Genomic DNA, 23385 nt, shown 5'->3' on the forward strand with positions numbered 1-23385 from the left:
AACCTACATATTATGAAAAGGAGCATTATTATTCTAATGATGACCAGTGTTGTTTGCATTAGCTGTGAAAAAGAGGAATTAACAAAGGAGAAAGCAATATTGATAATAAGGAAGAGCCAAGGTTATCCTATTGCGATCAGTCGTGAAATCTTCTGTGGTGATCCTGAACAGGCAAGAATATTATTGAAGGCGGGCTTTGAAAAGGATGGTTTAGTAAAAATTAATAAAAATCTCCACTATTCTGAACTTGGAAGTAAAGCTTTTATAGAATTTACTCCGGCAGCGGTTCCATTCCTGCTGCCTACTTCTGAAAAGGATAGAAAGATTAAAGTCCAAAATGTAAAGATTGCAGATGAGGATTTTGAAAAAATCGAAAGGATATATGCCGAACCAACACTAGGTATTACGGTTGTTGAGTATAGTACCGCTTTTAACAACGTGACACCTTTTTTCAGACTAAACAAGGACTTAGAGGTTTCCAGAAAGAACAAAAGAAAGGCTGAATTCAAACTTACTGATAATGGCTGGGAATTGGCTCAATGGTAAGTACGAAATGAGTTAAGGGGCGATAAGCCCCTTTTTATTTTCATTTTTAGCGGAATCAGAGCAGTCCTTCATCTGCAAAGGAAAAGAAGCCTTCTGTAGTAATGATGAGATGATCTAAGACTTGTATATCAAGCAATTTGCCTGCATCCACAATCTTGCTGGTTATGGTTTTATCGGCTTCGCTGGGTTTTAAATTTCCGGAAGGATGATTATGAGCCAGGATGATTGCTGAGGCATTTGCATGTAGTGCCGCTGAGAAAATTAATTTCAGATCAACTACGGTACCTGTTGTACCTCCTGTGGAAACTTCGAATATCCCTAATACTTTATTGGCTCTATTAAGTACCATAATCTTGAATTGCTCAACCATTTCAATGCGATCTTCATCCCAATTATTTAGGAAAATCTTATAAGCGTCGTCAGCTCTTGTTATGCTGGGTCTTAGAGACGCTTTTATCTTATTTCTATATACTAACTGCATTTCTGCAACTTCCAGCAGATTAATGTTATTTACCTGGCTTTCCATAATATTTAATTTTTAGTGTTAAAAAATTTGTTATGGTGCACCTTCCGGTATTAGAGAAGCAAGCCAAAAAGCAACGCAATAAATGATGGCTGATGCCGGTGGGTGGTGTTTATGGCGGAATTTTTTGAAGCGCCACCGCACTCTAATCCCGAACTTTGTAGCAAGACGAGATTTTGATTTATCCTAATTCTTTCAGGGATGTTTCCATAGAAAAAGTGCATTAAAGCCCGTTATTTTATGGAATTAAAGTAGAGTCCAACTCGAAGGGTACCAGGTAACAACAAAATGTTGGACTTGTGTGGCCTTGCTTATCGTCGCAACTTTGCCATTGAACTTAAAGAAAACAGCCCCGGTATACCAGGTCTGGAAATGTCGAACGATTAAATGAGAAGCGTATGTTTACAAACATTACCTGGACGGATTTCTTTTTAGGAATCGCCATAGGAACAGGAGCCTATTACCTGCTGGTAGGCTTAAGATACTACAGAGTTGAAATTATTGGATTTTTTTCGGGACGAAAAAAAATGAACTTCAACACTACCTTCGATGAAGAGGATTATGAAGATAATTCCACGAAAACAAAACAAAATCATTTCTTAGCATCATCAGACCAGGATTTCGAACAAATCGAGCGTCTTATAACGAAAATCAAACGTATCATCTCGGATACGGCTCAGGTACAACTTGAACCTGATGAATTTAAAGACTATATCAGCGTAACGCTGAAGGAATATCCCTTGATTAAGAATTCTCCGCTTCGGGCATCAATAAATGAGTTGATCGTCTCGGAGTGCGAAAAATATGGAGCTGTTGCCCTTAGTGAAGAGGAGGTTGATTTGTTGTGGTGACACTAGGTAACAGCTACTAGCGAAGTTGGTTTCCCTGTCCGTCCCGGTGCGTTAGGTAAAGTGTGGTCAGAATACGGTCAATGAGACGGCGAAACCACTTCGCTTTTTATACTCTTAAATTTTTAAAAATTAAAATTCGTGTGAGATGGAAATGTTGGAAAAGAAAACGAAAAAAGAAAAACGTAAGGGCTTAATTCTTACGCTAGTGCTTATTGCGGTATTGGCGTATCAATATACCGCCTATGCGCAGGATGGTATCGCCGGTATTAACGAAGCGAACCAGAAAGTACGGAGTTATTTTGCTGCTGGAACTAACCTGATGTATGCTGTAGGTGCATTACTTGGCCTGATCGGGGCAATCAAGGTTTATCAGAAGTGGAATGCAGGGGATCAGGACACCGGAAAGGTAGCTGCTGCCTGGTTCGGTAGCTGTGTGTTCTTAGTGGTTGTCGCCACGGTAATTCAAAGTTTCTTCGGCGTTTAAAATCTCGGTTATGATTACGATTCTAAAGGAAAAGTTATGGCAATACATTGTTGACCATAATCCAGACCAGATGTTCGATCTGCAGGAAAGCTATTCTGTTTCCAAGTATCTCGAAGATCAGGTTGCAAGCGTAATGGATTTTGTAAATCAACAGATCCAGGCACAAATCCCTGATTACATTATACAGGAACAATGCATGGAACAGCTTACTGCTCCCCTTAAACCGTCACGGTTTCTTTACATCAGGGGGATTGTTGAAGAAGAATTTCCAAAAGATTTTGAAAGATTGAAGGAAGACGGCACATTGACCTACGAGCTAATCAATATGATACAGGCCTGTAGGGAAACCTTTGAAAGGTTTGATTTTTCAATGGAGAATGAGGAAAACAGGCATTTAAGGTACGCCATAATAGCGGAGGTACATGATTACCTGATATAATCTGAAAGTAATGATGTGGGATGATAAAATGATTGGAGATGGCTTACAATATATCAAAAAAACTTGCGGATAATATCGCCGCAATCAGGATCGCTCTGTCCTGGGATGGTAAGAATCGTTTTGAGCAGAGCGATATCGAGCAGCTTTGTAAGTATGCCGGTTTCGGTGGTATTAAAGCCATTTTGTATCCTCCAACTACAAAGGAGGAATGGAGGAGCCTTGGGGCGACCGGGAATGATTTGAAATACTTTGAGCTCATTTGTGAACTGCATGAACTTTTAAAAGAGAACCTTAGTGAGCTTGCATACAAGGAAAACATAAAATCACTTAAAGAAAGTGTTTTAACGGCATTTTATACACCAGCAGTTGTACCTGATATTCTCTATGCCGTTCTCAGGGAGAATTCAATTTCTCCCAAACGGCTCTATGAGCCTTCTGCTGGTTCCGGCGTATTTATTGACCGTGCTATAAAAGCATTTCCAGAGATGCAGAAGGTAACTGCTGTGGAGAAGGACATGTTAACGGGTAAAATCCTTTTGGCAATTAATGCAGCCAATGCGGTTCCTACTTCAACTCACATCTGTGGGTTTGAGGAAACAGAAAAAGATGATGAGGGAAGCTATGATCTTGTTGTGAGTAATATCCCCTTTGGGAACTTTCCTGTTTATGATCCGGAATTAAAAGCTTTAGGGTTAACGGATCGTATTCACAATTACTTTTTTGCCAAAGGATTGGAGAAAGCTGCTGACGGAGGTGTTATTGCTTATATCACAACAGATGCGTTTTTGAATACGCCCCTGAACGGGCAGGCCAGAAAGTATCTCTTTGATCGTGCAGACTTTGTAGCGCTTGCCATAATGCCGGATAATCTAATGAAGGATACAGGCAATACAGAAGCTCCCAATCATCTTCTGATTGTTCAAAAGAATAACAGCAAAGTAACGCTCTCAGAGATAGAGCAACGGTTGATAGAATGCGATAAAAAAGAGAATGTATATGGTATGTTCTATCAGAACCGGTTTATTTCGGAGAATCTCACTCATATTACCGTTGGAGACCAAATATATGAAGGAACAAACCAGTATGGCAAAGCCCATAATGGTATTTGGCAAAGTGGAAGCATCGATGCCATAGCGGAGCGGCTAAATATAGTTCTAACGGATGGGATTGGAAAAAGACTGGATAAGCATCGATTTAAAAAAGCGATCGTTGTAGATCAGGAAGAAAAAAATCCATCAGAGAAGCTGGAAATTAACTATTTACCCATGCCCGAAAATTCAAAAGCCGAATTTATCGGGCAGTTGGGCCTCTTTGATGTCGTTCCGGCCGATAACATCAATCGTGCGGCAGCCTATATTAATGACCTTGACCAAACTGTCGTCCAAAAACAATCGGCCAGAATGGTCGGTGTTATAAGAACAACGGATAACCCCGGCCATGAAGCAATAGTTCTGGTCACCGCTAAGGATGCCAAAAACCGCTATCTGTATAAATTATACTCCAATGTCAATGAGGTAAAGCATCTTTCGGCAAATTGGATGGTTTCGGGTCTGGTCAGTACTGAGATGCGGCAACTTTCGGTTTATTTGGAGGGGTATGACCATACATTCAAATATGAAGGGGACAGTACATTATCGGTCTTTTTTGCAAATTCTAAAAGTACACCAGATTATTTTTCACCGATAAAACCTTTCTATACAGATGGAACATTGGTGAGTTATGGAGGAACTATTGGTATTCTGGAAAAGGTCGATCAGGATTACAATAGGGCAAGTTTCAGAAGCCTTAATCTTACAGACAGTAATGCTTTCTTTCAACACTACATTCTTCTAAGGGATAATTACTTCGGTTTGGCAGAACGGGAACTTTCCGGAGAAGATATAAACGAACGGTATCGCGGAAAAGTAAATGAAACCTATGATTTTTTTATAGCAAAGTACGGGCAGCTTAATAATCCGGCAAATCGCAAGTTAATCCTTGAAGACAGGGCATTGGGACACACAGTGCTTTCTTCCCTGGAGCGAAGAGATGGTGTACAATTTGTCAAATCAGATATCCTTACCCAGAGTATCTTTAAGAAGCAGGAATTATTAAAGACGGAAGATCCGTTAGAAGCATTAGCCAGAAGCCTTAATGATCTGGGATATGTTGATATTGCATTTATAAGTTCCGCAATGGGCATCTCGGATGAAGAGTCTATTGCGGTTTTGGATGAGCGGATTTATCTGAACCCAAACGGAGACATTTGGGAAACAAGGGATAAATATCTGAGCGGTAATGTTCACCAAAAACTTTCCGATGTTAAAAAAGCATTGGAAGCTCAGTCGGAAAACGGGCAGTACAAGCGAAGCCTGGATGCCCTAGCAAAGATCCAGCCGGAACGGATACCGTTCGACCTGCTGGATTTTAATCTTGGCGAAAGATGGATACCCGAATCGTATTATAACCAATTTGCTACTGAATTGTTTGAGGAAAAAACGAAGATACATTTTTTGCGATCATTAGATAGCTTCAAGGTTGAAGTAAGTCACAACACTAAGGTCGATAGTGAGTATGCAGTGTTTCCCAAGAGTGGAAGAACTATGTATGGTTACACCATTTTGGAACATGCCCTTGAAAATACGGCACCGTTTTTTACCTATGAAATAAAAATGAATGATGGGGCAACAATACGTCAGCCAGATAATGATGCTATACAATTGGCGCATCAAAAGATTGAGCTCATTCGAAACAATTTTGTCAATTGGCTAACGGAACTGGGCAATGACCAGAAGAAAGAGCTGGAAGATATTTATAACAACACCTATAATTGCTTTGTCTTGCGGGAATATGATGGAAGCCATCTTAGTTTTCCAGGGTTGGACAGAAAAGCATTGGGTATCGAAGACTTGTACAGCTCACAAAAAAATGCTGCCTGGCGAATTATTCAGAATCGTGGTGGGTTGATTGACCATGAGGTAGGACTTGGTAAAACACTTACCATGATTGTGGCCGGACAGGAAATGAAACGGCTTGGCGTTGTGCAAAAGCCTGTTATTACTGCTTTGAAAGCAAATATTGGTGATATAGCGGAAACATTTAAAAAGGCCTACCCAAGTGCGAGGGTTTTGTATCCTAGTGATCGTGATTTTGAACCTAAGAATCGCTTAAGGTTGTTCCATGAAATCAAGAACAACAATTGGGACTGTATCATAATGACACATGACCAATTTGGAAAGATACCCCAAAGTCCGGAAATCCAACAGAGCATACTTGCAAAAGAATTGGACAACATTGAGTTAGATCTTGAAACGGTAAGGAATATTGGGGGCGATATTTCAAAAAAGATGTTGAAAGGTTTGGAAATCAGAAAGAAAAACCAAGACATTAAGTTGAAAGAGGTCCAGGAAAGTATTCAAAGCAGGAAAGATGAGGGAATAGATTTAAAAACGATGGGTGTTGACCATCTCTTTGTTGATGAAAGTCATAAGTTCAAGAACCTCACCTTTACCAGTCGGCACAATCGGGTCGCAGGAATCGGAAACATGGAGGGAAGCCAGAAGGCGCTGAACATGCTGTTCTCCGTCAGACAGTTTCAAGAGTTGTACGATGCAGACTTGTGTGCAACATTCCTTTCCGGTACTCCAATTTCGAATAGTCTAACGGAAATGTACCTCATTTTTAAATACCTACGGCCAAAGGAAATGAAAAGATTGGGGATTGAAAATTTTGATGCTTGGGCAGCAGTATATGCAAAGAAAACTACAGATTTTGAATTTAATGTTACCAATGAGATCGTAGCCAAGGATAGGTTTAGACATTTTATAAAAGTTCCAGAATTGGCTATGTTCTATAACGAAATTACGGATTACAAAACGGCTAAACATATCAATCTTGACAAACCGGAGATTGATGAGATACTGGTTAACATCAAACCAACATCGGAACAGGCAGATTTTATTCAGAACTTAATGGAGTTTGCTTCTACTGGTGATGCCACATTGCTTGGAAGGCAAGAGCTATCAGACTCCGAAGACCAGGCCAGAATGCTCATTGCAACTAACTATGCAAAAAAAATGGCTGTGGATATGCGGTTGATTGATGAGGAAATTTATGGCGATCATCCGAACAATAAAATCAATACAGCAGCGCGGAATATTAGTGAGATCTATTGGGAAAGTATTAAACATAGGGGTACTCAAATAGTATTTTGTGATGTAGGAACCCCAAAGCCAGGACGATTTAACGTGTATGATGAACTAAAAGGGAAACTGGCACAAGACTTTGACATCCCTGCCCATGAAATAACCTTTATTCATGATTCGGCATGGGATGGTTCTAAAAAGAAGAACCTCTTTAAAAAAATGAATGACGGAGAGATTCGCATTCTTGTTGGGAGTACAGAAAAAGCAGGAACTGGTCTTAATGTTCAAAAGCGTATGGTGGCTATGCATCATCTGGACATTCCCTGGAAGCCATCGGAACTTGACCAAAGGAACGGTCGTGGGGCAAGGCAGGGAAATGTTATAGCCAAAGAATGTTACGATAACAAGGTTAAGAATTTTATTTATGCCGTTGAACAAAGTCTTGATAATTATAAGTTCAATTTGCTGAAAAACAAGCAGACTTTTATTTCACAGATGAAGAATTGTGAGCTGAACGTGAGAACAATTGATGAAGGTTCGATGGATGAACAGAGCGGCATGAATTTTTCAGAATATATAGCCATTTTGTCGGGTGATACCTCGTTATTGGAAAAAAGCAGACTCGAAAAGAAAGTCACTGTTCTGGAGGGCTTGAGAAGTTCTCACTTTCGCGAGTTGAACCGGTACAAGGCTAGTTTGGAGGAAAGAAAAAAAGGACAGGCAAATGATACAGTCACATATAATAAACTTGCAGAAGATCTTGTCAATTACCATAAATACCTACAGTTTGAAAAAGATGGAACAAAGGCCAATCCTGTGAATTTAATTGGCTGTAAATCTGATGATCCAGAAAAAACAGGTGCGCATATTATCGATATGTACAAAAATTGGAAACCTAAAACTGGTGATCCTGATGTTCAAAAAATAGGTTCGTTATATGGATTTGATTTGTATGTCCGTAGGCAGGAAAATTTCTTTACCGATAAAATTGGAAGTGCATATACTATTAATTTTTTTGCTCAACGGGGAAGTGACGGAATAAAGTATACCTATAATCAGGGGCATCCAAATATTGATAACCACAAAATTGCAGCGAGACATTTCCTGAATGCAATTGACAGGATTGATAGTCTTGTTTCAAAATATGGACGGGAATTAAAAAATTACACACAGGAAATTCCAAAACTTGAGCAGCTTTGCGCGCGCTCATTTTTACATGATAAGGAGTTGCAAACCCTTAAAAATGAATTAAGTAATCTGGAAAGGGAAATTTCAATAAATATAAACCAAAAGCGTCTGCTTGCAAATGGTACGGTTGAGGATGCCCCTATTATTGAAATGGTAGTCAGTGATTCGGAACTATCCGAAAAAGCAGATGTAATGGATTTGGTTTCCACAAAACAGCAACGGAGAGGGCAACGTATAAAATTTTAAAACATTCACAATGGCAAATAGCGTTTACAAAATTAATAAGGGTATTAACCAGTCAATAGAATTTAAAGGTTTGAAGGCGCAATACATCTGGTACCTGGGCGCGGGCGTGGTAGGATTGCTGATTGTGTATTCAGTTATGTATATCATAGGTCTGCCAACACTGGTTTGCCTTGGTGTAATTGGTATATCCGGAACCTTAGTGTTTATGAAAGTATACCGCATGAGTAACATGTATGGGGAATATGGGCTGATGAAAGAACTTGCCAGAAGGCAAATCCCTAAAAACATTAAATGCAATAGCAGGAAGGTTTACCGTGGTTTTTGAAGGGAGGTGATGTGGAAGATGAAGAATCAAAGAATGAACTGCTCAGGCTCAGGCAAAAAGGTGTATTGCCAGAACTTGAAATTGCCGGGCAGGTTTATGAGGTTGACTGGTGTAATCGTTTGCTAAGGGCTTTAGATAATCCGGAGGTGGAACCGATTTCTTTCTCCGAACAAGGAGGGAATTTTTACGGGGATTATTATTATCTGCCCTATGATTTTAAGGAAAAAAAAATAGTTGACCTTGATTTTGATGCGACAACCTTACCAGAAAATGTGGTTATCGTAAAGTTTCCGGGAGGATTGAAGCTTGATCCTTTTGCTGTAGCCAGGGAAAATGGATTGAACCAAAGGAAATTTGTCGAAAATAATCCAATTTCAAAAAGAATAATAGCGGAAGTAATACCACTGAATCAGACCGCATTGGTAAGGTTTGTTGAGTTAAACAAACAAAAGCAAATACCGCAAATAGCAAAAAAGTCCTCTGCGAGCATAAAAAACAGAAAAGGGAATGGTTTAAGTAAATAGGAGATGAAAAGGGAACTACCAATATTTAACATCAACGGTACAGAGTTCATTGTTGATGTTGAGAACTTACAATTGAGGGAAAAAAATAACGACAATAATGTTATTTCATTCTTAGCAATGAACGAAATGAACCGGGGGTATCAATTTATCTACAATACGATCGGTAATAACATGTCCATCTTTGCAGGTACTGACCAGTATAATGTCATTGTCAATGTGCCCGAACTGGTTGATCTTGATCCTGTTGGTATGGCACAAAAGTATGGCTGTAAACTTGAAGAGGTGAAGTCAAAAACAGATTTTGATCTTATGGTTGACCAGAAGGCATTGAACCGCCGGATGTCAGGAATATTGCCTACGATAAATATTGAGGGTGATCTGTTTTATGTTGATGTGGCTAAGGATTGCCTCCGGCCTGCGGATGATTTCATCTCCAATGGAATTAGCTTTACCGAAATTGAAGAGCGCTTTGATGAGGAAAGGAATGCTTATGTAATTCCCTATGACAAGCAAAAAAAAGAGTATCAGAAACTTGATTACGAGAATATAACAGCAATCCCAAAAGATTTAGTGGTTGTTGCTTTTCCTGCAGAGTATGATTTAGATCCGATTGGCTTCAATCGTAAATACCGCCAAAGGGAGTTCCAAACTCTGAAAGAAGTCAATGTACGTTCGCATTTCAAGGCTGATGTAGTATCCTGGGAAGAATTTGGAATGGTAAGGCTTATCGAGGAAAATCTGAAGAAGCAAAAACCGGTTAATGAAAAGATGGATGACAAGGCAGATAAAAAGCAACGGAGAAGCCGCAGGCTATGAGTTAGAAAGCTAAAGGAAAACAGTTAAAGCAATAATGAGATGGATACATGGATGAATGAATTGATGCCTGTTATGGGAGTGGAACACGATTGTATCCTGTCCAAACAAGGCGATATAACCGTAGCTTTTAAAGTCGAGTTGCCGGAGATTTTCACCCTATCGGACAACGAATATGAAACCTTTCACCAGAATTGGATAAAAGCAATAAAGATATTGCCAAAATTTACCGTCTTGCAAAAGCAAGATTGGTTTATCGACAGCAAATACAAGGCAGACTTTACCAAAGACGATACCAGTTTCCTGTCAAGGTCAAGTGAGCGTTTTTTCAACGAACGTCCTTTTTTAGACCATAGCTGCTATATCTACCTGACCAGGAAACCGGCAGGACGAAAAGCAGGCAGTTCGTTATTTTCGAATTTAATCAGAAAAAGTATCGTCCCTGAAGAAACGCTGAATGCGGGAATACTTCAAGATTTCCTTGATTCCTGTGGGCAATTTAAGCATATACTGGAAGAGTGCGGCTTTATCTCTTTAAAAAGGTTAAAGCAAAATGAATTGCGGAGCAGCCGCCGCCAGATGGGAATTGTGGAACGGTATTGCAATCTGGCTGAAAAACAGGACTCGTTTCTAATCAAGGATATTGATTTTAGTGACGGCATTAAAGTAGGCGATCAGTATGCACAGTTATACACGCTTGGTGATGCTGCGAACTTGCCAGCACTTTGCGGTAGCCGCATAAACTATGACAGATACTCTACTGATAAAACAAAATTCAGCATTGGATTTGCCAGTACTCTAGGGCAATTACTTTCTTGCAATCACATTTACAGCCAGTATATTTTTATCGATGACGGGCAAAAGACGATTCAAAAATTGGAGAGTAAACGGTTGCGGCTGCAATCGCTATCCGCTTATAGCAGGGAGAATACCATAGCCAGGGACGCAACTAATGATTTCTTGAATGAGGCTATCAGTCAGCAGCGCCTACCGGTAAAAGCACATTTCAATGTCTTGGTCTGGACGGATGAAAGGGAAAAGTTAAAGGATTTAAAGAACATGGTCTCCTCTGCTCTTGCTCAAATGGATGCTGTAGCCAAACAGGAAACAGTAGGTGCTGCGCAAATATTTTGGGCAGGAATTCCGGGCAATAGTGCCGATTTTCCGATGAATGATACCTTCGACACGTTTGCCGAACAGGCAACGTGCTTTTTGAATCTTGAAACCGGGTACCGCAGTTCATTAAGTCCGATGGGTATCCGTCTTGGCGACAGACTTACCGGTAAGCCGGTACACGTCGATATTTCTGATGAGCCTATGCAAATGGGTATATGCACCAATCGGAATAAGTTTATTTTGGGGCCAAGCGGTTCCGGGAAAAGTTTTTTCACCAACCACATGGTACGCAGCTACTACGAGCAAGGCACGCATGTCGTTCTTGTTGATGTAGGTCATAGCTATAAGGGACTTTGTGATATGGTAAAGGGCTACTACTTCACATACAGCGAAGAAAATCCAATCCGGTTTAATCCCTTTTACATTGGCGAAGGTGATAATCTGGATACCGAAAAGAAAGAGAGCATTAAAACGTTGCTCCTTGCGCTCTGGAAGAAAGACGATGAGCAGTTTAAGCGGTCTGAGTATGTTGCTATGTCCAATGCGATAGGTGGTTATTACCATTTTTTGGATAGTAGTAACCCGGATGTGTTTCCATGCTTTAATACATTTTATGAATTTTTAAGGGATCAGTATGTTGCGGTTCTAACTGGCGACAAGGTAAAGGAAAAGGATTTTGACATTGATAATTTTCTATATGTACTGCGCCCTTATTATAAAGGTGGTGAGTTTGATTATCTGCTTAATGCAACCGAGAACCTTGATCTTTTACAGGAACGGTTTATTGTTTTCGAACTGGACAATATAAAAGATCACCCTATTTTGTTTCCGGTCGTTACCATCATTATAATGGAAGTATTCATCAATAAAATGAGGAAAATGAAAGGACTTCGTAAGATGATATTAATTGAAGAAGCTTGGAAAGCCTTGATGAAAGAGGGATTTGCTGAGTACATCAAGTATCTTTTTAAAACAGTCCGGAAATTCTTTGGCGAAGCAATAGTGGTGACACAGGAAGTAGAGGATATTATCTCCTCACCGGTAGTAAAACAAGCCATCATCAATAATAGCGACTGTAAAATTTTGCTTGATCAAAGCAAATACCAGAATAAGTTTGACCAGATACAGGAACTTCTTGGACTGACCGAAAAGGAAAAGGCTCTGGTATTATCGGTTAACAAAGCCAATGATCCCACTAAAAAATACAAGGAAGTATTCATTTCTCTTGGCGGTGTATTATCCAAAGTATATCGGACGGAAGTATCTGTTGAAGAATACCTCGCTTACACCACTGAACAAAGTGAAAAGGTAAGATTGATGAAGCATGCGGATCAATTCGGAGGGGACATTCTAAAGGGTATACGTGCAATGGCGGAAGAAATTCGATTAAGTAAACTTAAATAACTGAAAAATGAAAAGGTATATTAAAATAATGGTAATCAGTATCATGATCGCCACCACGGTACTGCCCGTTCAGCGGGTACATGCAGCCGGGATATTCGGACTATTCGGGGCTGCGGTGGCGAAGGCTATTAAGGCTATTGATTTAAAAATCCAACGGGAGCAAAACAAAGTGATCTGGCTTCAAAATGCACAAAAAGCAGTTGAGAATGCACTCTCAAAATTAAAACTAAAGGAAATTGCCGAATGGACGGAAAAACAAAAAGAGCAGTACCAAAAGTACTACGAAGAATTACACAAGGTTAAGAGCATTATCAGCTATTACCAGCGCATCCGGGAGATCACGCAAAAGCAGTTAAGAATGGTACAGGAATACAATCGTGTTTGGGGTCAGCTCAATCAGGATGATAATTTCACAGCAAAAGAAATCAATTATATGGGGCAGGTCTACTCCGGTATTTTGGAAGAGAGCTTAAAGAACCTGAATCAGATCACTATGGTGGTTCAGTCGTTTACCGCTACAATGAGCGATGCAAAGCGATTGGAGATTATCAATGCCGCTGCCGACAGGATAGAGGAAAACTATAATGATCTGCGGGCTTTCAATCAGCAGAATGCCATTTTGAGCATTCAACGCACTACGACACTGGCGGAAAAAGATCATCTTAAAAAGCTATATGGGCTATAAATCCGAAAAGTATGGAAAGGCTGCTAGAAGATATAAAAAGTGCTTTTGATGAGATCGAAAACAGGCTGATAACTAATGGATACAATGTTTCCAATTTCGTTATAGACATGCAAGATGAAGATAGCCTTAGGAATGGATTTGACTTTTTTTTGGAAGATAAATATTTTGACTACGGGCTTGAACATGTATTAAGCTTCAAAACTATCATACACAAGAATGAGAAGACAAAAGAGCTGATTAAAGCTGAATTTCTGATCTATTATAAAGAAGAATTAAGAAAGTTTACGCTTATCGAAGTAAATATAAGCTTAACAGCAAATAAAGAACAGTTTAATAAAACACTGACGACTCCCGATGTTTATTTACCTGCTTGTAGTCAGGCGATCAAAATAGCTAGGGCTGAAAGAAGGTATCAACAGAAAAAAAATAAGTTTAAAGGATATGAAAGGACTGGTTATAATAGTATTTATGAATCTGTGGTCAGGCATAGGGCTAAAAGCACAGACATGGAATGAGTGGTTCAATCAAAATGCCACCCAGAAAAAATATCTGAAGCAACAAATAGCCGCATTACAAGTGTACATCAACTATGGTAAGGAGGGCTATAAGATTGCTAAGGAAGGATTGTCTACGATAGGAAATATGTCCAGGGGAGAATTTAATTTACATGAGGATTATTTTACCTCTCTAAAAAACGTCAATCCAAGAATCAAAAATTATCAGAAGGTAGACGATATCATTACCTTACAGGTGCGTATACTAAGCGGATATCAGCAATTAAGGCCGAAGATTAATCAAAGTGATCTGTTTACAAGTTCAGAACGGGCATACCTTAATGGTGTTTATACCCGATTGTTGGCACATTCTGATAAAACCTTGGATGAACTCCTTATGGTCATAACAGATCAGAAACTCGAAATGACAGATGAACAAAGGATCAGTAGGGTCGACAATTTACATAGGGAGATGCAAAATCATTTTGGTTTCTTTCAAAGCTTCACTAAAGAAAACCAAATCATGGTGGTGGCCAGGTTAAAGGAAAAGAACGAAGCAGGAAACAGCCGTGTTTGGCAGGGCATAAATTAATAGGTAAATGAAAAGGATTGTTTGGATAATATGCCTGGTTCTAGCCGGTATGGTAAAGAGCCGGGCTCAGGTGGCGGAAAGTGCTCAATTGGCTCTCAATATTGAAAAGTTGGCTCAGTTTAAGCAGATACTTAGTGATATGAAAAAGGGCTATCAGACGCTTTCAGGAGGTTATAATACCATTAAGGGAATTTCACAGGGTAACTTCAATATCCATAAGATATTCCTTGATGGATTGATGGAAGTGAGTCCGACCGTTCGCAATTACAGAAAGGTTGGTGAGGTAATTAATTTCCAGGTCATATTGGTACAGGAATATAGAAATGCCTATAACCGCTTTAGGATCGATGAAAATTTTTCGGTAAGCGAATTAGGTTATTTGGCAAAGGTCTATGATAACCTGTTTAAGGAAAGTTTGCGGAACCTTGATGAACTCATAGGTGTGGTCACTGCCGGAAAGATGCGGATGAGTGATGATGAGCGCATTAATGCAATAGACCATATCTACTCGGATATGGAAGATAAGTTGCAATTTCTGAGACACTTTAATAGTAAGACAACGGTACTTTCCATGCAGCGTGCAAAAGAGCGCAGAGATTCCGAATCCATCGGTAAAGTCTATGGTATAAATCATTAATTCAGGTGAAAATGACAAAGTGGATCAAAGCCCTGGTAATTGTGGGAATGTGGCTCATAATACCGATTAATAGTCATGCTCAGGGCATGGCAAACGAAATGAACAGTCTTCATAATGTCTTAGAACAGCTGTATGATGAAATGATGCCCTTATGTAGTCAGCTTATCGGTGTCGGACAGGGATTAGCAGGTTTTGCGGCGCTATGGTATATAGCTTCAAGAGTATGGCGGCATTTGGCTAATGCAGAACCGATAGATTTTTATCCCCTCTTTCGCCCATTTGTAATCGGTTTTTGTATCGCCATTTTTCCAAGTGTAATTGGAATTATCAATGGCGTAATGAAGCCGACTGTAACTGCAACAGCTGCGATGATGGAAGGATCTAACAAGGCAATAGCAACTTTGCTGCTGGAAAAGGAAAAAGCGATTAAAGGCACTAAAAAATGGCAAATGTATGTTGGCGAAACCGGTTCAGGAAACCGTGAGCAATGGGTTAAATATACTTATCCGGAATTGGCAGGTCAGAGTGAAGGTCTTTTGGGAGGGTTGTCTATTGATTTCGAGTTTTTCATGGAGAAACAGATGTACAATTTCCGCAACTCGGTAAAGGAATGGATGAGTGAGGTATTGCGGGTATTGTTCGAAGCGGCGGCACTTTGCATTGATACCCTAAGAACATTTCAGCTCATTGTGCTGGCTATTCTGGGGCCGCTGGTGTTTGGGCTCGCGGTATTTGACGGTTTCCAGCATACCCTTACTGTATGGCTGGCTCGATACATTAATATATTCCTCTGGTTACCTGTGGCTAATGTTTTTGGAAGCATTATCGGGAAAATTCAGGAAAATATGCTCCGTATTGACTTGAGCCAAATAGACCAGCAAGGGGATACATTTTTCAGCCGTACAGATATGGGATATCTCGTATTTATGATTATCGGAATCATAGGTTATTTCACTGTACCGTCGGTAGCTAATTATATAGTTCATGCCGGGGGAAGCGCTTTAGGACAAAAAGTGACTTCATTGTTTAGTAACTCTTCGATGAATGCCGTCAATACCGGTAGACAAGGTGTTGGTATGGCCGCGGACACACTAGGTAATGCGGTTGGAAGAATTCAGCAGGATATGGCATCCTATGCTACTTCATCGCCTTATTTTAATGATGGGAAAAGCTCTGCGTCTGACTATATGGGAGATAAGCTAAAAGGCAATTCATAACTAAATGCGGAGCTATGTTTAAGAAAATGAAAAATATCGATACCGCATTCCGTCATGTCAGGAGTTTTACAATTGTTGTGATTATAGCCTGTGCGGTCATAGTCTGTTTCGCTCTTTATAAGAGTTTTAGTTTGGTATCTAACATGCAGGGAAAAATATACATACTATCCAACGGGAAAGCTTTGGAAGCTTTTTCAGCAGACAGAAAAGATAACATTCCCGTAGAAGCACGTGACCATGTTAAAACATTCCATTCCTTTTTTTTTACATTAGATCCTGATGATAAGGCAATACAGGCAAATGCAACCAAAGCACTTTATCTGGCTGATGGCAGTGCCAAAAGAATTTATGATGATCTGAAGGAAACGGGCTATTATTCCGGGCTGATCTCAGGTAATGTCAATCAAACTATCACAGTGGACAGTGTGGCGGTAAACGTTAATGATTATCCGTATGCTTTTCGCTGCTATGCCACACAGAACATTGTCAGGCCTACCAGTATCACTACACGAAACCTGATTACCGAGGGTGCTTTGCGCAACGTAAGCCGAAGTGATAATAATCCGCATGGTTTTTTGATCGAGCGCTGGAATATCATTGAGAACAGGGATTTAAAAACAGAAAACAGGCGACAATAATATGGGACTTTTTAAAGAGAAAAAAGATGTTGAAAAGGTATCTGTGCCTTTCAATGGCTTTAATAAAGTTTACGGCTATGTGCAAGCTAAATGGGTTGAAGGCATGAAGATCGCTACCGCGGAAATGTCTAAGAAAAATTGGCTGGTTTTACTGGTTGTCTTTGTCTTGCTCGGTACGGCTTATAACTTCTGCGTGGTACTTCAGGCGCTAAAGGGTAAGCAAAGTCCCAGTCCCATCATGCAAATTGCTCCGATAAAGAAACCAGCCAATATCAGTAACACCGGGGAACCAATGCGACCGGCTACCGCAAAAAAGGATTATTTAAAACTATTGGATAGTGTACAGAAAATAGAAAAACAACTTAATTCACAATTAAAATCAAACAATTATGGAAAAAAAGATGATTAGACAGCGCAAGTTTTTCCTTGTACTTCCGGTCTTAGCTTTACCATTTATGACCATTTTTTTCTGGGCATTGGGAGGTGGTAAAATGGAAGCATCGGAATCAAAAGAGGTTAAGAAAACTGGATTTAATGCTTTACTGCCGGATGCGAATCTAAAAGAGATTAAGGCAATGGACAAAATGAGTTATTACGACAAGGCAAAACTGGATTCGGTTAAATTTCAGGAGCTCATTAAAAATGACCCCAACTATCAGGATATGTCTATGGGAGCTGGTTCTCCTGATTATGCTGCCACAGGTTTAGGGAACTATTCCGGACTCAATACTTCATTAAACAGAAGAAACAGTTTTAACAACCCTAATGAAGAGAAGATTTATCAAAAATTGGCTGAACTGAACAGAGAAATGAATAAACCTGCGATAACTAACGCAGCTTATTCAAACGTTCCGAATTATAGCAATGGTTCAGTCAGTTCTCCAATGGGCACGGGCGATGTAGACAAACTGGAACAAATGATGAAAATGATGAATCAGTCCAACGGAGAAGATCCTGAAATGAGACAATTAAACGGTATGCTGGAGAAAATCTTAGATATTCAACATCCCGGCAGAGTACAGGAGAAATTAAACCAATCTTCCAAGATGAAAAAGGGACAGGTATATCCTGTAACCAACAAGAGTTTAGAGAATGTGGTTTCCTTATTGCAGTCAAAGCCAGGAGCGAACGAAAAAGGCAATGCATTCTATGCATTGGAAGATATGGGTGTTTCGGAGAATGTTCAGAATGCGATACAAGCTGTGATTCATGAGAATCAAACACTGGTGAACGGTTCAACAGTGAAATTAAGACTTGTCCAAGATGTTCAGATAAACGGTGTTATTATTCCAAAAGATCATTTTTTGTTTGGTGTAACAGCACTAAATGGAGAAAGATTGGGAATCAAGATAGATAATATCCGGTTCGGGAATTCATTATTTCCGGTGGAGCTTACCGTATATGATCTTGATGGAATGGATGGTATCTATATACCCGGTGCCATAACAAGGGATGTTGCCAAGCAATCAGCCGAGCGTTCGATGCAAAATATAGGAATGACAAGCCTTGATCCTTCCTGGGAAATGCAGGCTGCCGGAGCTGGCATTGAAGCAGCCAAAAGTCTGTTTAGTAAAAAAGTAAAACTTATAAAGGTGGTTGTAAAAGCCGGCTATCAGGTTCTTTTGCGTGATGAAAAACAGAAACAGAGCTTAACAGATTAAATATTAACTATAAAATTCCAAAAGATGAAGAAGATTAGTGTAGCGGTAGTGATGATAATGGGATTTTTCCTTTTTATAGGCGGCAATTTAAGTGCATTGGCACAAAAATCAAACAAGGTTAAAACAACTTCGATTCAACCTTACAGGTTAGAAATATCTTTCCTTAAGACCAGTAACATTGTCTTCCCGCAGGCTATTGTGAGTGTGGATCGAGGCAGTCGAGATATTTTGGTGCAAAAGGCAAAAGGAGTGGAAAATATACTTCAGATAAAGGCTGCAAAAGAAGATTTTCAGGAAACAAACCTTACGGTGGTAACTGCTGATGGAAAAATCAATTCTTTTGTTATTAATTATTCCAAACAACCGGCGATGCTCAATTTGTCATTAACCGATGACGTTTATAAGCCCGGTACCGTATTTCTGAGCCCTGAGCATATTAATAAATATGAAACAGAAATCTATGCTCAAAAGGCTCTGACCTCTAAAAACAGGGTAAAGCGCATTACAGACGTAAAGTTTGGAATGCTATTGCAATTGAATGGCATTTTTATCCAAAACAACTTGCTGTATGCCCGAATTAAGATAGAGAATTTCTCAAACCTGAATTATGATGTAGAACAGCTTCGTTTTTTCATCCGTGACAAGAAAAAATCCAAGCGTACTGCTTCGCAGGAAAATGAAGTCATGCCAGTTTTCGCATACCAAAATACCGATAAGATTATTGGGAAGTCCGCACAAAATATGGTGTTTTCATTGCCAAAATTCACAATTCCGGACGACAAACTGCTGATTATTCAACTCATGGAAAAAAATGGCGGAAGACATTTGGAGCTGGAAGTAAATAATACAACTATCGTCAAATCCACTGTACTGCCAAAAATATAGGCTAGATAACTGAATAACTAACTAAACAGAAGGGATGGAAAATGATGAGACATGGAAGTTTATTTAGTGGAATAGGCGGCTTTGATCTTGCCGCAGAATGGATGCAGTGGTTTAATATTTTTAATTGCGAAAAGGACTCATTCTGTAGGCAAGTGTTGACTTATTATTGGCCTGAAGCAGAAAATTATGAAGATATATTCGAGTTCGACGCAGCTCAGTATCGAGGATGTGTTGATATTATCACAGGAGGCTTCCCCTGCCAGCCGTTCAGTCAGGCCGGACGGAGAAAGGGCAAGACAGATGACCGCTACCTCTGGCCGGAAACTCGCAGAGTTATTATGGAAGCAAGACCTAAGTGGATCGTTCTTGAAAACGTTGCTGGACTGTTCACCATTTTGGAGCCAGAAAGTTTATCTCAAATGGAAATCGAAACGATTGAGCTTTTTTGTTCAAACAGTAAGCAGGAAGCAAACAAGACAATCATCAAGCTTCAACGAAGAGTCATTGGAAGTATTATTTCAGAAATTGAATCAGCAGGATATGTACTACCTCGACTTGAAGACGGGACGCCAGTCGTTCTGTGTATTCCAGCTGCATCCGTCAACGCCCCGCACCGCAGAGACAGAGTCTGGTTTGTTGCCTACTCCAAACACCATACAGATTGGCAGGATTTCGATAGACAGTCAGACCCTGGAAGTGAGCGAAAGGACAATGAAGGACGCATTGATCATGATAGCGGCATCCAACGGCCTGATTCCCACAGTTACGGTAATGGACGGGACGGGCGCGACATCAAAAATGAAATCTTCGCAAGTCAAACAAGGCAGCATGCACAGCATGACGCTGGTAAGATTGATCGCGATGCTTCCTACTCCGGTAGCGAGAGATTGGAAGGGAAAGACAGCAAACGAACTGGAAAGCCTGCCTGGAGCCGTGAAATTCCTCATTGGAATGGATGGCCAGCTCAACCCGCGATTTGTGGCGGAGATGATGGGCTTTCCCGCAGATTGGACGCAATTACCTTTCCAAAATGGCGAATGGAAAGCGTCAAGGGGTACGGAAATGCCATAGTGCCACAGGTTGCACTGGAATTATTCAAGGCTATAGAATCAGTAGAGAAACAATCAGGACATTAAACATTGATTATGAAAATAAGGAAGGACAATTATCAAAAAATTCTTGAATACTTCATCAGAAAACGTGAAGAAGGCTATGAATTTGTGGCTTTTTTTGAAGATACCAACCCGACTGATAAAAGCGAACTATTTTTTTTTTCTACACAATTAGACGTTCAGGAGTTCTGCTATGAAATGGCAACAGATATAGATAAATATGATTATCTGGCGATAAGGTCTGCCTATAGAACAATGGCAGAAGCCCATCAAGACAATAGTCTTATGCTAGAAAAAGATGGCGTTGTTGATTTGGAATCAATGGTTGCTATGCGATATCACCGATTAGAAACAGAAAAATTAAACCACAATCAAAATGCAAAAGTTATGAACGAGAAAAACTTAGAATACCTGGCAAATCAGGTAAAGTACACAGGTTTTGGAGAGGAGTTCGAGAATGAACTCAGGAAAAAGATAAAAAAAGAACCGGACGAATTCTCCCTGAAATATTCAACTTCTTTTGGAAAGGATAAGGTAGATGCGAAGTTGAAATTTAGCAAATCAAAACAAACTGATATGTATTTCTTCAATTCATATCAGTTAGGCATGGAGAAACAGAATGCTCATAAAGTTGAGCAAACTTTTTATATCAATAAGGGTAACAATATCACTTTAAAAGAAGCATACAACCTGCTAAGCGGACGTGCAGTAAATAAAGACTTGACCAACAGTGAAGGACAATTATACAACGCGTGGGTGCAGCTTGATTTTAAAGAGACAGATGAAAGCGGAAATTTTAAATTGAAAAAGTACAGTGAAAACTACGGTTATGATCTTGAATCTGCCTTAGAAAATCATCCGATTAAGGAATTAAATAACGAAGAGTATAAAGGCAATCTTATTGATTCCTTAAAAAAAGGTAATCTGCAATCCGCTACATTTATCAATGATGGGAAGGAAGAAAAACGTTTTATTTCGGCCAATCCTAAGTTCAAGATTATAAATCTGTTTGACAACGATATTAAAAGGATTGGAAGCAAGAAAAATCAAGAGAAAGATAATAAGAAGGATCAGACAGAAAAAAAGGGTAACACTCAAAAAACAGGTAAGGGTAATAAAACCGCTGATACATCTGAACCCGAGGCTCCTGATGTACCGGAACAAAGAAAGCGTAAAGGTAAATCACAATCTGCATAACTAATGGTAATCCTAACTTAAGATTTTTGATATGGACAATCAGGATAACAGAATAGAGAGAGAACTCAGTCAATGGAAATTAAGAGAAGGAAGGCTTGAAAAGTTACTATCTTTCAGTCTATCTTCAAATAAGGCGCTTCTAAAGGAAAAGCTCATTTTTTTTGACAGAATTACTACAAGATATGCAAGTACCCTTAATCCGGATGAACGCTTTGCATTAAGAGCTTTAAAACATGAAAGAAGAGATATTGAGAGAAGATTATACCCAAATCCTCTGCTACGTCTTTTACGTCGCCCTTTAAGGGAAAAAATTGTTGCTAATCAGGAGTCTCGTCAATTGGAAAACAATAGCCGCGAGTTACAACGAGAAATACAAAAAGCAGGCTTTGCCTACCTGACAAAAGATATTGAAAAGCAAATGAAGAGTGGTCAACCTCAATTTTCGGTGTCATCGTCACATTACATTAATGAAACAGAGAGCCTACAGCATCGGCTTTCTTTTGCTAAAGATTCAAGCGGAAACTATTGTTTTGAAGGATATAGCACTGCCCTGTATAATGAAAAAAAAACTGAAGAGAGTAGGCAACAGTTTTTTAAAACTGAAAACGGACTAGAAATCAACTCGATTGAGAGCTACAACCTTTTGTCAGGAAGAGCTGTAGAGAAGGACGGCAAATGGTTACAATTAAATTTTAATGACCGTGACCCTCAGGGAAATTATCGAATGAAAGAATTTCATTCCGATTTTGGATATCAGCTTGACAAGGTATTAGACGGATTGCCGATTAAGGAGAAACAGGATTACGACTTGATTAGGAAGTTGAACGATAATTTGAAACAGGGAAATCGGGAGGTGGTGAGCTTTGTAAAGGATGGCAACTTGCATAAATTCTATTTAGAAGCCAATCCTCAATATAAATCGGTGACAATTTATGATGAACATTCAAAGAAGGTTACTTTAAATGCTGCCCTCGGTAACAAAACCTCAGAAGGATTAAAAACTAGTCATAAACTCAATGAACAGCAAAAAGAAGGTGCTGTGAAGCGTAATGGTGTGAAGCTTTCCTAAATCGATGTACTATGAATGAAGTTAAACATTTATCGGATTTCTTTTCTGCCATAGAAAATGATGGGAGGATCAGTATTACCCATATCGGGATTTATGCTGCATTATTGCAATACAGGAAGTTGAAGGATTTTGTAAACCCTATTCAGGTTTTTAGCCATGAGATAATGAGAATTGCGAAAATATCCGCACAGACTACCTATCATAAATGTGTGAAGGATTTAAATGAGTACGGGTATATTAATTATCAACCATCTTATAAGAATAACGTAGGTAGTAAAATTTATTTTAATGAATAGCCAATGCATCTTTTAAAAGAGACTAAGGGAGTAAGGTGTTTTCCAGACTGGAGTCTGAAAATTAGCATAGTAGAAATATAGTAAACGGTCAAATATTGGAGGAGAAAGATTATGGAGGGAGGATTAAACAAAGATGACCTAAGGCAATTTGGATTAATGCTTAGGAATGAGATTAGCGAAATGCTAACTAAACGGGAGGCTACTGATCGTCCAGACCTACATCCGGGATGGATAAAAAGTAGGAAAGTCAGGGCTATGCTTGATATGTCTGCCGGAACATTACAGAGCTTAAGAATATCTGGAAAAGTTAGGCATAAAA

Annotated in this window: 23 protein-coding genes; 22 read left to right on the forward strand and 1 reads right to left on the reverse strand. The window is 39.5% G+C overall.

Features of this window, described 5'->3' with window-relative positions:
* The first annotated feature begins 12 nt into the window (after positions 1 to 12).
* Positions 13 to 546, forward strand: coding sequence for a hypothetical protein (locus BGO42_RS07950; protein WP_273245239.1), 534 nt, complete (start codon positions 13 to 15; stop codon positions 544 to 546).
* A 55-nt stretch (positions 547 to 601) separates the two neighbouring features.
* On the opposite strand, the gene BGO42_RS07955 is transcribed toward BGO42_RS07950, so the two are convergent.
* Positions 602 to 1072: a JAB domain-containing protein gene (locus BGO42_RS07955; RefSeq protein WP_273245241.1), complete on the reverse strand. Its 471-nt coding sequence runs from the start codon at positions 1070 to 1072 to the stop codon at positions 602 to 604.
* A 395-nt stretch (positions 1073 to 1467) separates the two neighbouring features.
* On the opposite strand from BGO42_RS07955, the gene BGO42_RS07960 reads away from it, so the two are divergent.
* The 21 genes from BGO42_RS07960 to BGO42_RS08060 all read left to right on the forward strand — a co-directional run bounded on the left by BGO42_RS07960 (position 1468) and on the right by BGO42_RS08060 (position 23066).
* On the forward strand, positions 1468 to 1920 hold the full coding sequence (locus BGO42_RS07960) for a hypothetical protein (protein WP_273245243.1): 453 nt from the start codon (positions 1468 to 1470) through the stop codon (positions 1918 to 1920).
* Between the two features lie 145 nt (positions 1921 to 2065).
* Positions 2066 to 2404, forward strand: a complete 339-nt coding sequence (locus BGO42_RS07965; protein WP_273245245.1) for a DUF4134 domain-containing protein — start codon at positions 2066 to 2068, stop codon at positions 2402 to 2404.
* A 10-nt stretch (positions 2405 to 2414) separates the two neighbouring features.
* Positions 2415 to 2843 (forward strand): hypothetical protein, encoded by a 429-nt coding sequence (locus tag BGO42_RS07970; RefSeq protein ID WP_273245247.1) that lies wholly within the window; start codon positions 2415 to 2417, stop codon positions 2841 to 2843.
* Between the two features lie 38 nt (positions 2844 to 2881).
* A complete protein-coding gene (locus tag BGO42_RS07975; RefSeq protein ID WP_273245249.1) occupies positions 2882 to 8401 on the forward strand; it encodes a helicase-like domain-containing protein in 5520 nt (1839 codons plus the stop codon).
* A gap of 10 nt (positions 8402 to 8411) precedes the next feature.
* The gene (locus BGO42_RS07980) at positions 8412 to 8726 is read left to right on the forward strand and encodes a DUF4133 domain-containing protein (protein ID WP_273245251.1); all 315 of its coding nucleotides are present in this window, start codon (positions 8412 to 8414) and stop codon (positions 8724 to 8726) included.
* A gap of 11 nt (positions 8727 to 8737) precedes the next feature.
* Positions 8738 to 9250, forward strand: a complete 513-nt coding sequence (locus BGO42_RS07985; protein WP_273245253.1) for a hypothetical protein — start codon at positions 8738 to 8740, stop codon at positions 9248 to 9250.
* 3 nt (positions 9251 to 9253) lie between these two features.
* Positions 9254 to 10066 (forward strand): hypothetical protein, encoded by an 813-nt coding sequence (locus BGO42_RS07990; RefSeq protein WP_273245255.1) that lies wholly within the window; start codon positions 9254 to 9256, stop codon positions 10064 to 10066.
* 39 nt (positions 10067 to 10105) lie between these two features.
* The gene (locus BGO42_RS07995) at positions 10106 to 12583 is read left to right on the forward strand and encodes a TraG family conjugative transposon ATPase (protein WP_273245257.1); all 2478 of its coding nucleotides are present in this window, start codon (positions 10106 to 10108) and stop codon (positions 12581 to 12583) included.
* Positions 12584 to 12590: 7 nt separating this feature from the next.
* Positions 12591 to 13268 carry a conjugal transfer protein TraI gene (locus tag BGO42_RS08000; RefSeq protein ID WP_273245258.1) on the forward strand — a complete coding sequence of 226 codons (678 nt, stop codon included), beginning with the start codon at positions 12591 to 12593 and terminating at the stop codon, positions 13266 to 13268.
* Positions 13269 to 13279: 11 nt separating this feature from the next.
* A complete protein-coding gene (locus BGO42_RS08005) occupies positions 13280 to 13783 on the forward strand; it encodes a hypothetical protein (protein ID WP_273245260.1) in 504 nt (167 codons plus the stop codon).
* Positions 13737 to 14354, forward strand: coding sequence for a hypothetical protein (locus BGO42_RS08010; protein WP_286749039.1), 618 nt, complete (start codon positions 13737 to 13739; stop codon positions 14352 to 14354). Before BGO42_RS08005 ends, BGO42_RS08010 begins: the two co-directional genes overlap by 47 nt.
* 7 nt (positions 14355 to 14361) lie before the next feature.
* On the forward strand, positions 14362 to 14991 hold the full coding sequence (locus BGO42_RS08015) for a TerB family tellurite resistance protein (RefSeq protein WP_273245264.1): 630 nt from the start codon (positions 14362 to 14364) through the stop codon (positions 14989 to 14991).
* 143 nt (positions 14992 to 15134) lie between these two features.
* Positions 15135 to 16208 (forward strand): conjugative transposon protein TraJ, encoded by a 1074-nt coding sequence (gene traJ / locus BGO42_RS08020; RefSeq protein WP_502686362.1) that lies wholly within the window; start codon positions 15135 to 15137, stop codon positions 16206 to 16208.
* Positions 16209 to 16222: 14 nt separating this feature from the next.
* On the forward strand, positions 16223 to 16846 hold the full coding sequence (gene traK / locus BGO42_RS08025) for a conjugative transposon protein TraK (RefSeq protein WP_273245268.1): 624 nt from the start codon (positions 16223 to 16225) through the stop codon (positions 16844 to 16846).
* 1 nt (position 16847) lies between these two features.
* Positions 16848 to 17255 (forward strand): hypothetical protein, encoded by a 408-nt coding sequence (locus tag BGO42_RS08030; RefSeq protein WP_273245269.1) that lies wholly within the window; start codon positions 16848 to 16850, stop codon positions 17253 to 17255.
* Positions 17236 to 18507, forward strand: coding sequence for a conjugative transposon protein TraM (gene traM, locus BGO42_RS08035; protein ID WP_273245271.1), 1272 nt, complete (start codon positions 17236 to 17238; stop codon positions 18505 to 18507). The genes BGO42_RS08030 and traM overlap by 20 nt, the downstream gene beginning before the upstream one ends.
* Positions 18508 to 18531: 24 nt before the next feature.
* Positions 18532 to 19392, forward strand: a complete 861-nt coding sequence (traN, locus tag BGO42_RS08040) for a conjugative transposon protein TraN (protein WP_273245273.1) — start codon at positions 18532 to 18534, stop codon at positions 19390 to 19392.
* A gap of 41 nt (positions 19393 to 19433) precedes the next feature.
* Entirely contained in the window at positions 19434 to 20528 is a 1095-nt protein-coding gene (locus BGO42_RS08045; RefSeq protein ID WP_273245275.1) for a DNA cytosine methyltransferase, read from the forward strand.
* A gap of 9 nt (positions 20529 to 20537) precedes the next feature.
* Entirely contained in the window at positions 20538 to 21701 is a 1164-nt protein-coding gene (locus BGO42_RS08050) for a hypothetical protein (protein WP_273245277.1), read from the forward strand.
* Between the two features lie 31 nt (positions 21702 to 21732).
* Positions 21733 to 22770 (forward strand): hypothetical protein, encoded by a 1038-nt coding sequence (locus BGO42_RS08055; protein WP_273245279.1) that lies wholly within the window; start codon positions 21733 to 21735, stop codon positions 22768 to 22770.
* Between the two features lie 11 nt (positions 22771 to 22781).
* Positions 22782 to 23066 (forward strand): hypothetical protein, encoded by a 285-nt coding sequence (locus BGO42_RS08060; RefSeq protein ID WP_273245281.1) that lies wholly within the window; start codon positions 22782 to 22784, stop codon positions 23064 to 23066.
* Positions 23067 to 23385: the final 319 nt, after the last annotated feature.

Source organism: Flavobacterium sp. 40-81, assembly GCF_001898245.1.
In the GTDB taxonomy this organism is placed as follows: domain Bacteria; phylum Bacteroidota; class Bacteroidia; order Flavobacteriales; family Flavobacteriaceae; genus Flavobacterium; species Flavobacterium inviolabile.

Excerpts from the sequence above, each read along its gene's own strand:
- BGO42_RS07950 (WP_273245239.1), top strand. The coding sequence starts at position 13 with ATGAAAAGGAGCATTATTATTCTAATGATGACCAGTGTTGTTTGCATT.
- BGO42_RS07955 (WP_273245241.1), bottom strand. The coding sequence starts at position 1,072 with ATGGAAAGCCAGGTAAATAACATTAATCTGCTGGAAGTTGCAGAAATG.
- BGO42_RS07960 (WP_273245243.1), top strand. The coding sequence starts at position 1,468 with ATGTTTACAAACATTACCTGGACGGATTTCTTTTTAGGAATCGCCATA.
- BGO42_RS07965 (WP_273245245.1), top strand. The coding sequence starts at position 2,066 with ATGGAAATGTTGGAAAAGAAAACGAAAAAAGAAAAACGTAAGGGCTTA.
- BGO42_RS07970 (WP_273245247.1), top strand. The coding sequence starts at position 2,415 with ATGATTACGATTCTAAAGGAAAAGTTATGGCAATACATTGTTGACCAT.
- BGO42_RS07975 (WP_273245249.1), top strand. The coding sequence starts at position 2,882 with ATGGCTTACAATATATCAAAAAAACTTGCGGATAATATCGCCGCAATC.
- BGO42_RS07980 (WP_273245251.1), top strand. The coding sequence starts at position 8,412 with ATGGCAAATAGCGTTTACAAAATTAATAAGGGTATTAACCAGTCAATA.
- BGO42_RS07990 (WP_273245255.1), top strand. The coding sequence starts at position 9,254 with ATGAAAAGGGAACTACCAATATTTAACATCAACGGTACAGAGTTCATT.
- BGO42_RS07995 (WP_273245257.1), top strand. The coding sequence starts at position 10,106 with ATGGATACATGGATGAATGAATTGATGCCTGTTATGGGAGTGGAACAC.
- BGO42_RS08000 (WP_273245258.1), top strand. The coding sequence starts at position 12,591 with ATGAAAAGGTATATTAAAATAATGGTAATCAGTATCATGATCGCCACC.
- BGO42_RS08005 (WP_273245260.1), top strand. The coding sequence starts at position 13,280 with ATGGAAAGGCTGCTAGAAGATATAAAAAGTGCTTTTGATGAGATCGAA.
- BGO42_RS08010 (WP_286749039.1), top strand. The coding sequence starts at position 13,737 with ATGAATCTGTGGTCAGGCATAGGGCTAAAAGCACAGACATGGAATGAG.
- BGO42_RS08015 (WP_273245264.1), top strand. The coding sequence starts at position 14,362 with ATGAAAAGGATTGTTTGGATAATATGCCTGGTTCTAGCCGGTATGGTA.
- traJ (WP_502686362.1), top strand. The coding sequence starts at position 15,135 with ATGCCCTTATGTAGTCAGCTTATCGGTGTCGGACAGGGATTAGCAGGT.
- traK (WP_273245268.1), top strand. The coding sequence starts at position 16,223 with ATGTTTAAGAAAATGAAAAATATCGATACCGCATTCCGTCATGTCAGG.
- BGO42_RS08030 (WP_273245269.1), top strand. The coding sequence starts at position 16,848 with ATGGGACTTTTTAAAGAGAAAAAAGATGTTGAAAAGGTATCTGTGCCT.
- traM (WP_273245271.1), top strand. The coding sequence starts at position 17,236 with ATGGAAAAAAAGATGATTAGACAGCGCAAGTTTTTCCTTGTACTTCCG.
- traN (WP_273245273.1), top strand. The coding sequence starts at position 18,532 with ATGAAGAAGATTAGTGTAGCGGTAGTGATGATAATGGGATTTTTCCTT.
- BGO42_RS08045 (WP_273245275.1), top strand. The coding sequence starts at position 19,434 with ATGATGAGACATGGAAGTTTATTTAGTGGAATAGGCGGCTTTGATCTT.
- BGO42_RS08050 (WP_273245277.1), top strand. The coding sequence starts at position 20,538 with ATGAAAATAAGGAAGGACAATTATCAAAAAATTCTTGAATACTTCATC.
- BGO42_RS08055 (WP_273245279.1), top strand. The coding sequence starts at position 21,733 with ATGGACAATCAGGATAACAGAATAGAGAGAGAACTCAGTCAATGGAAA.
- BGO42_RS08060 (WP_273245281.1), top strand. The coding sequence starts at position 22,782 with ATGAATGAAGTTAAACATTTATCGGATTTCTTTTCTGCCATAGAAAAT.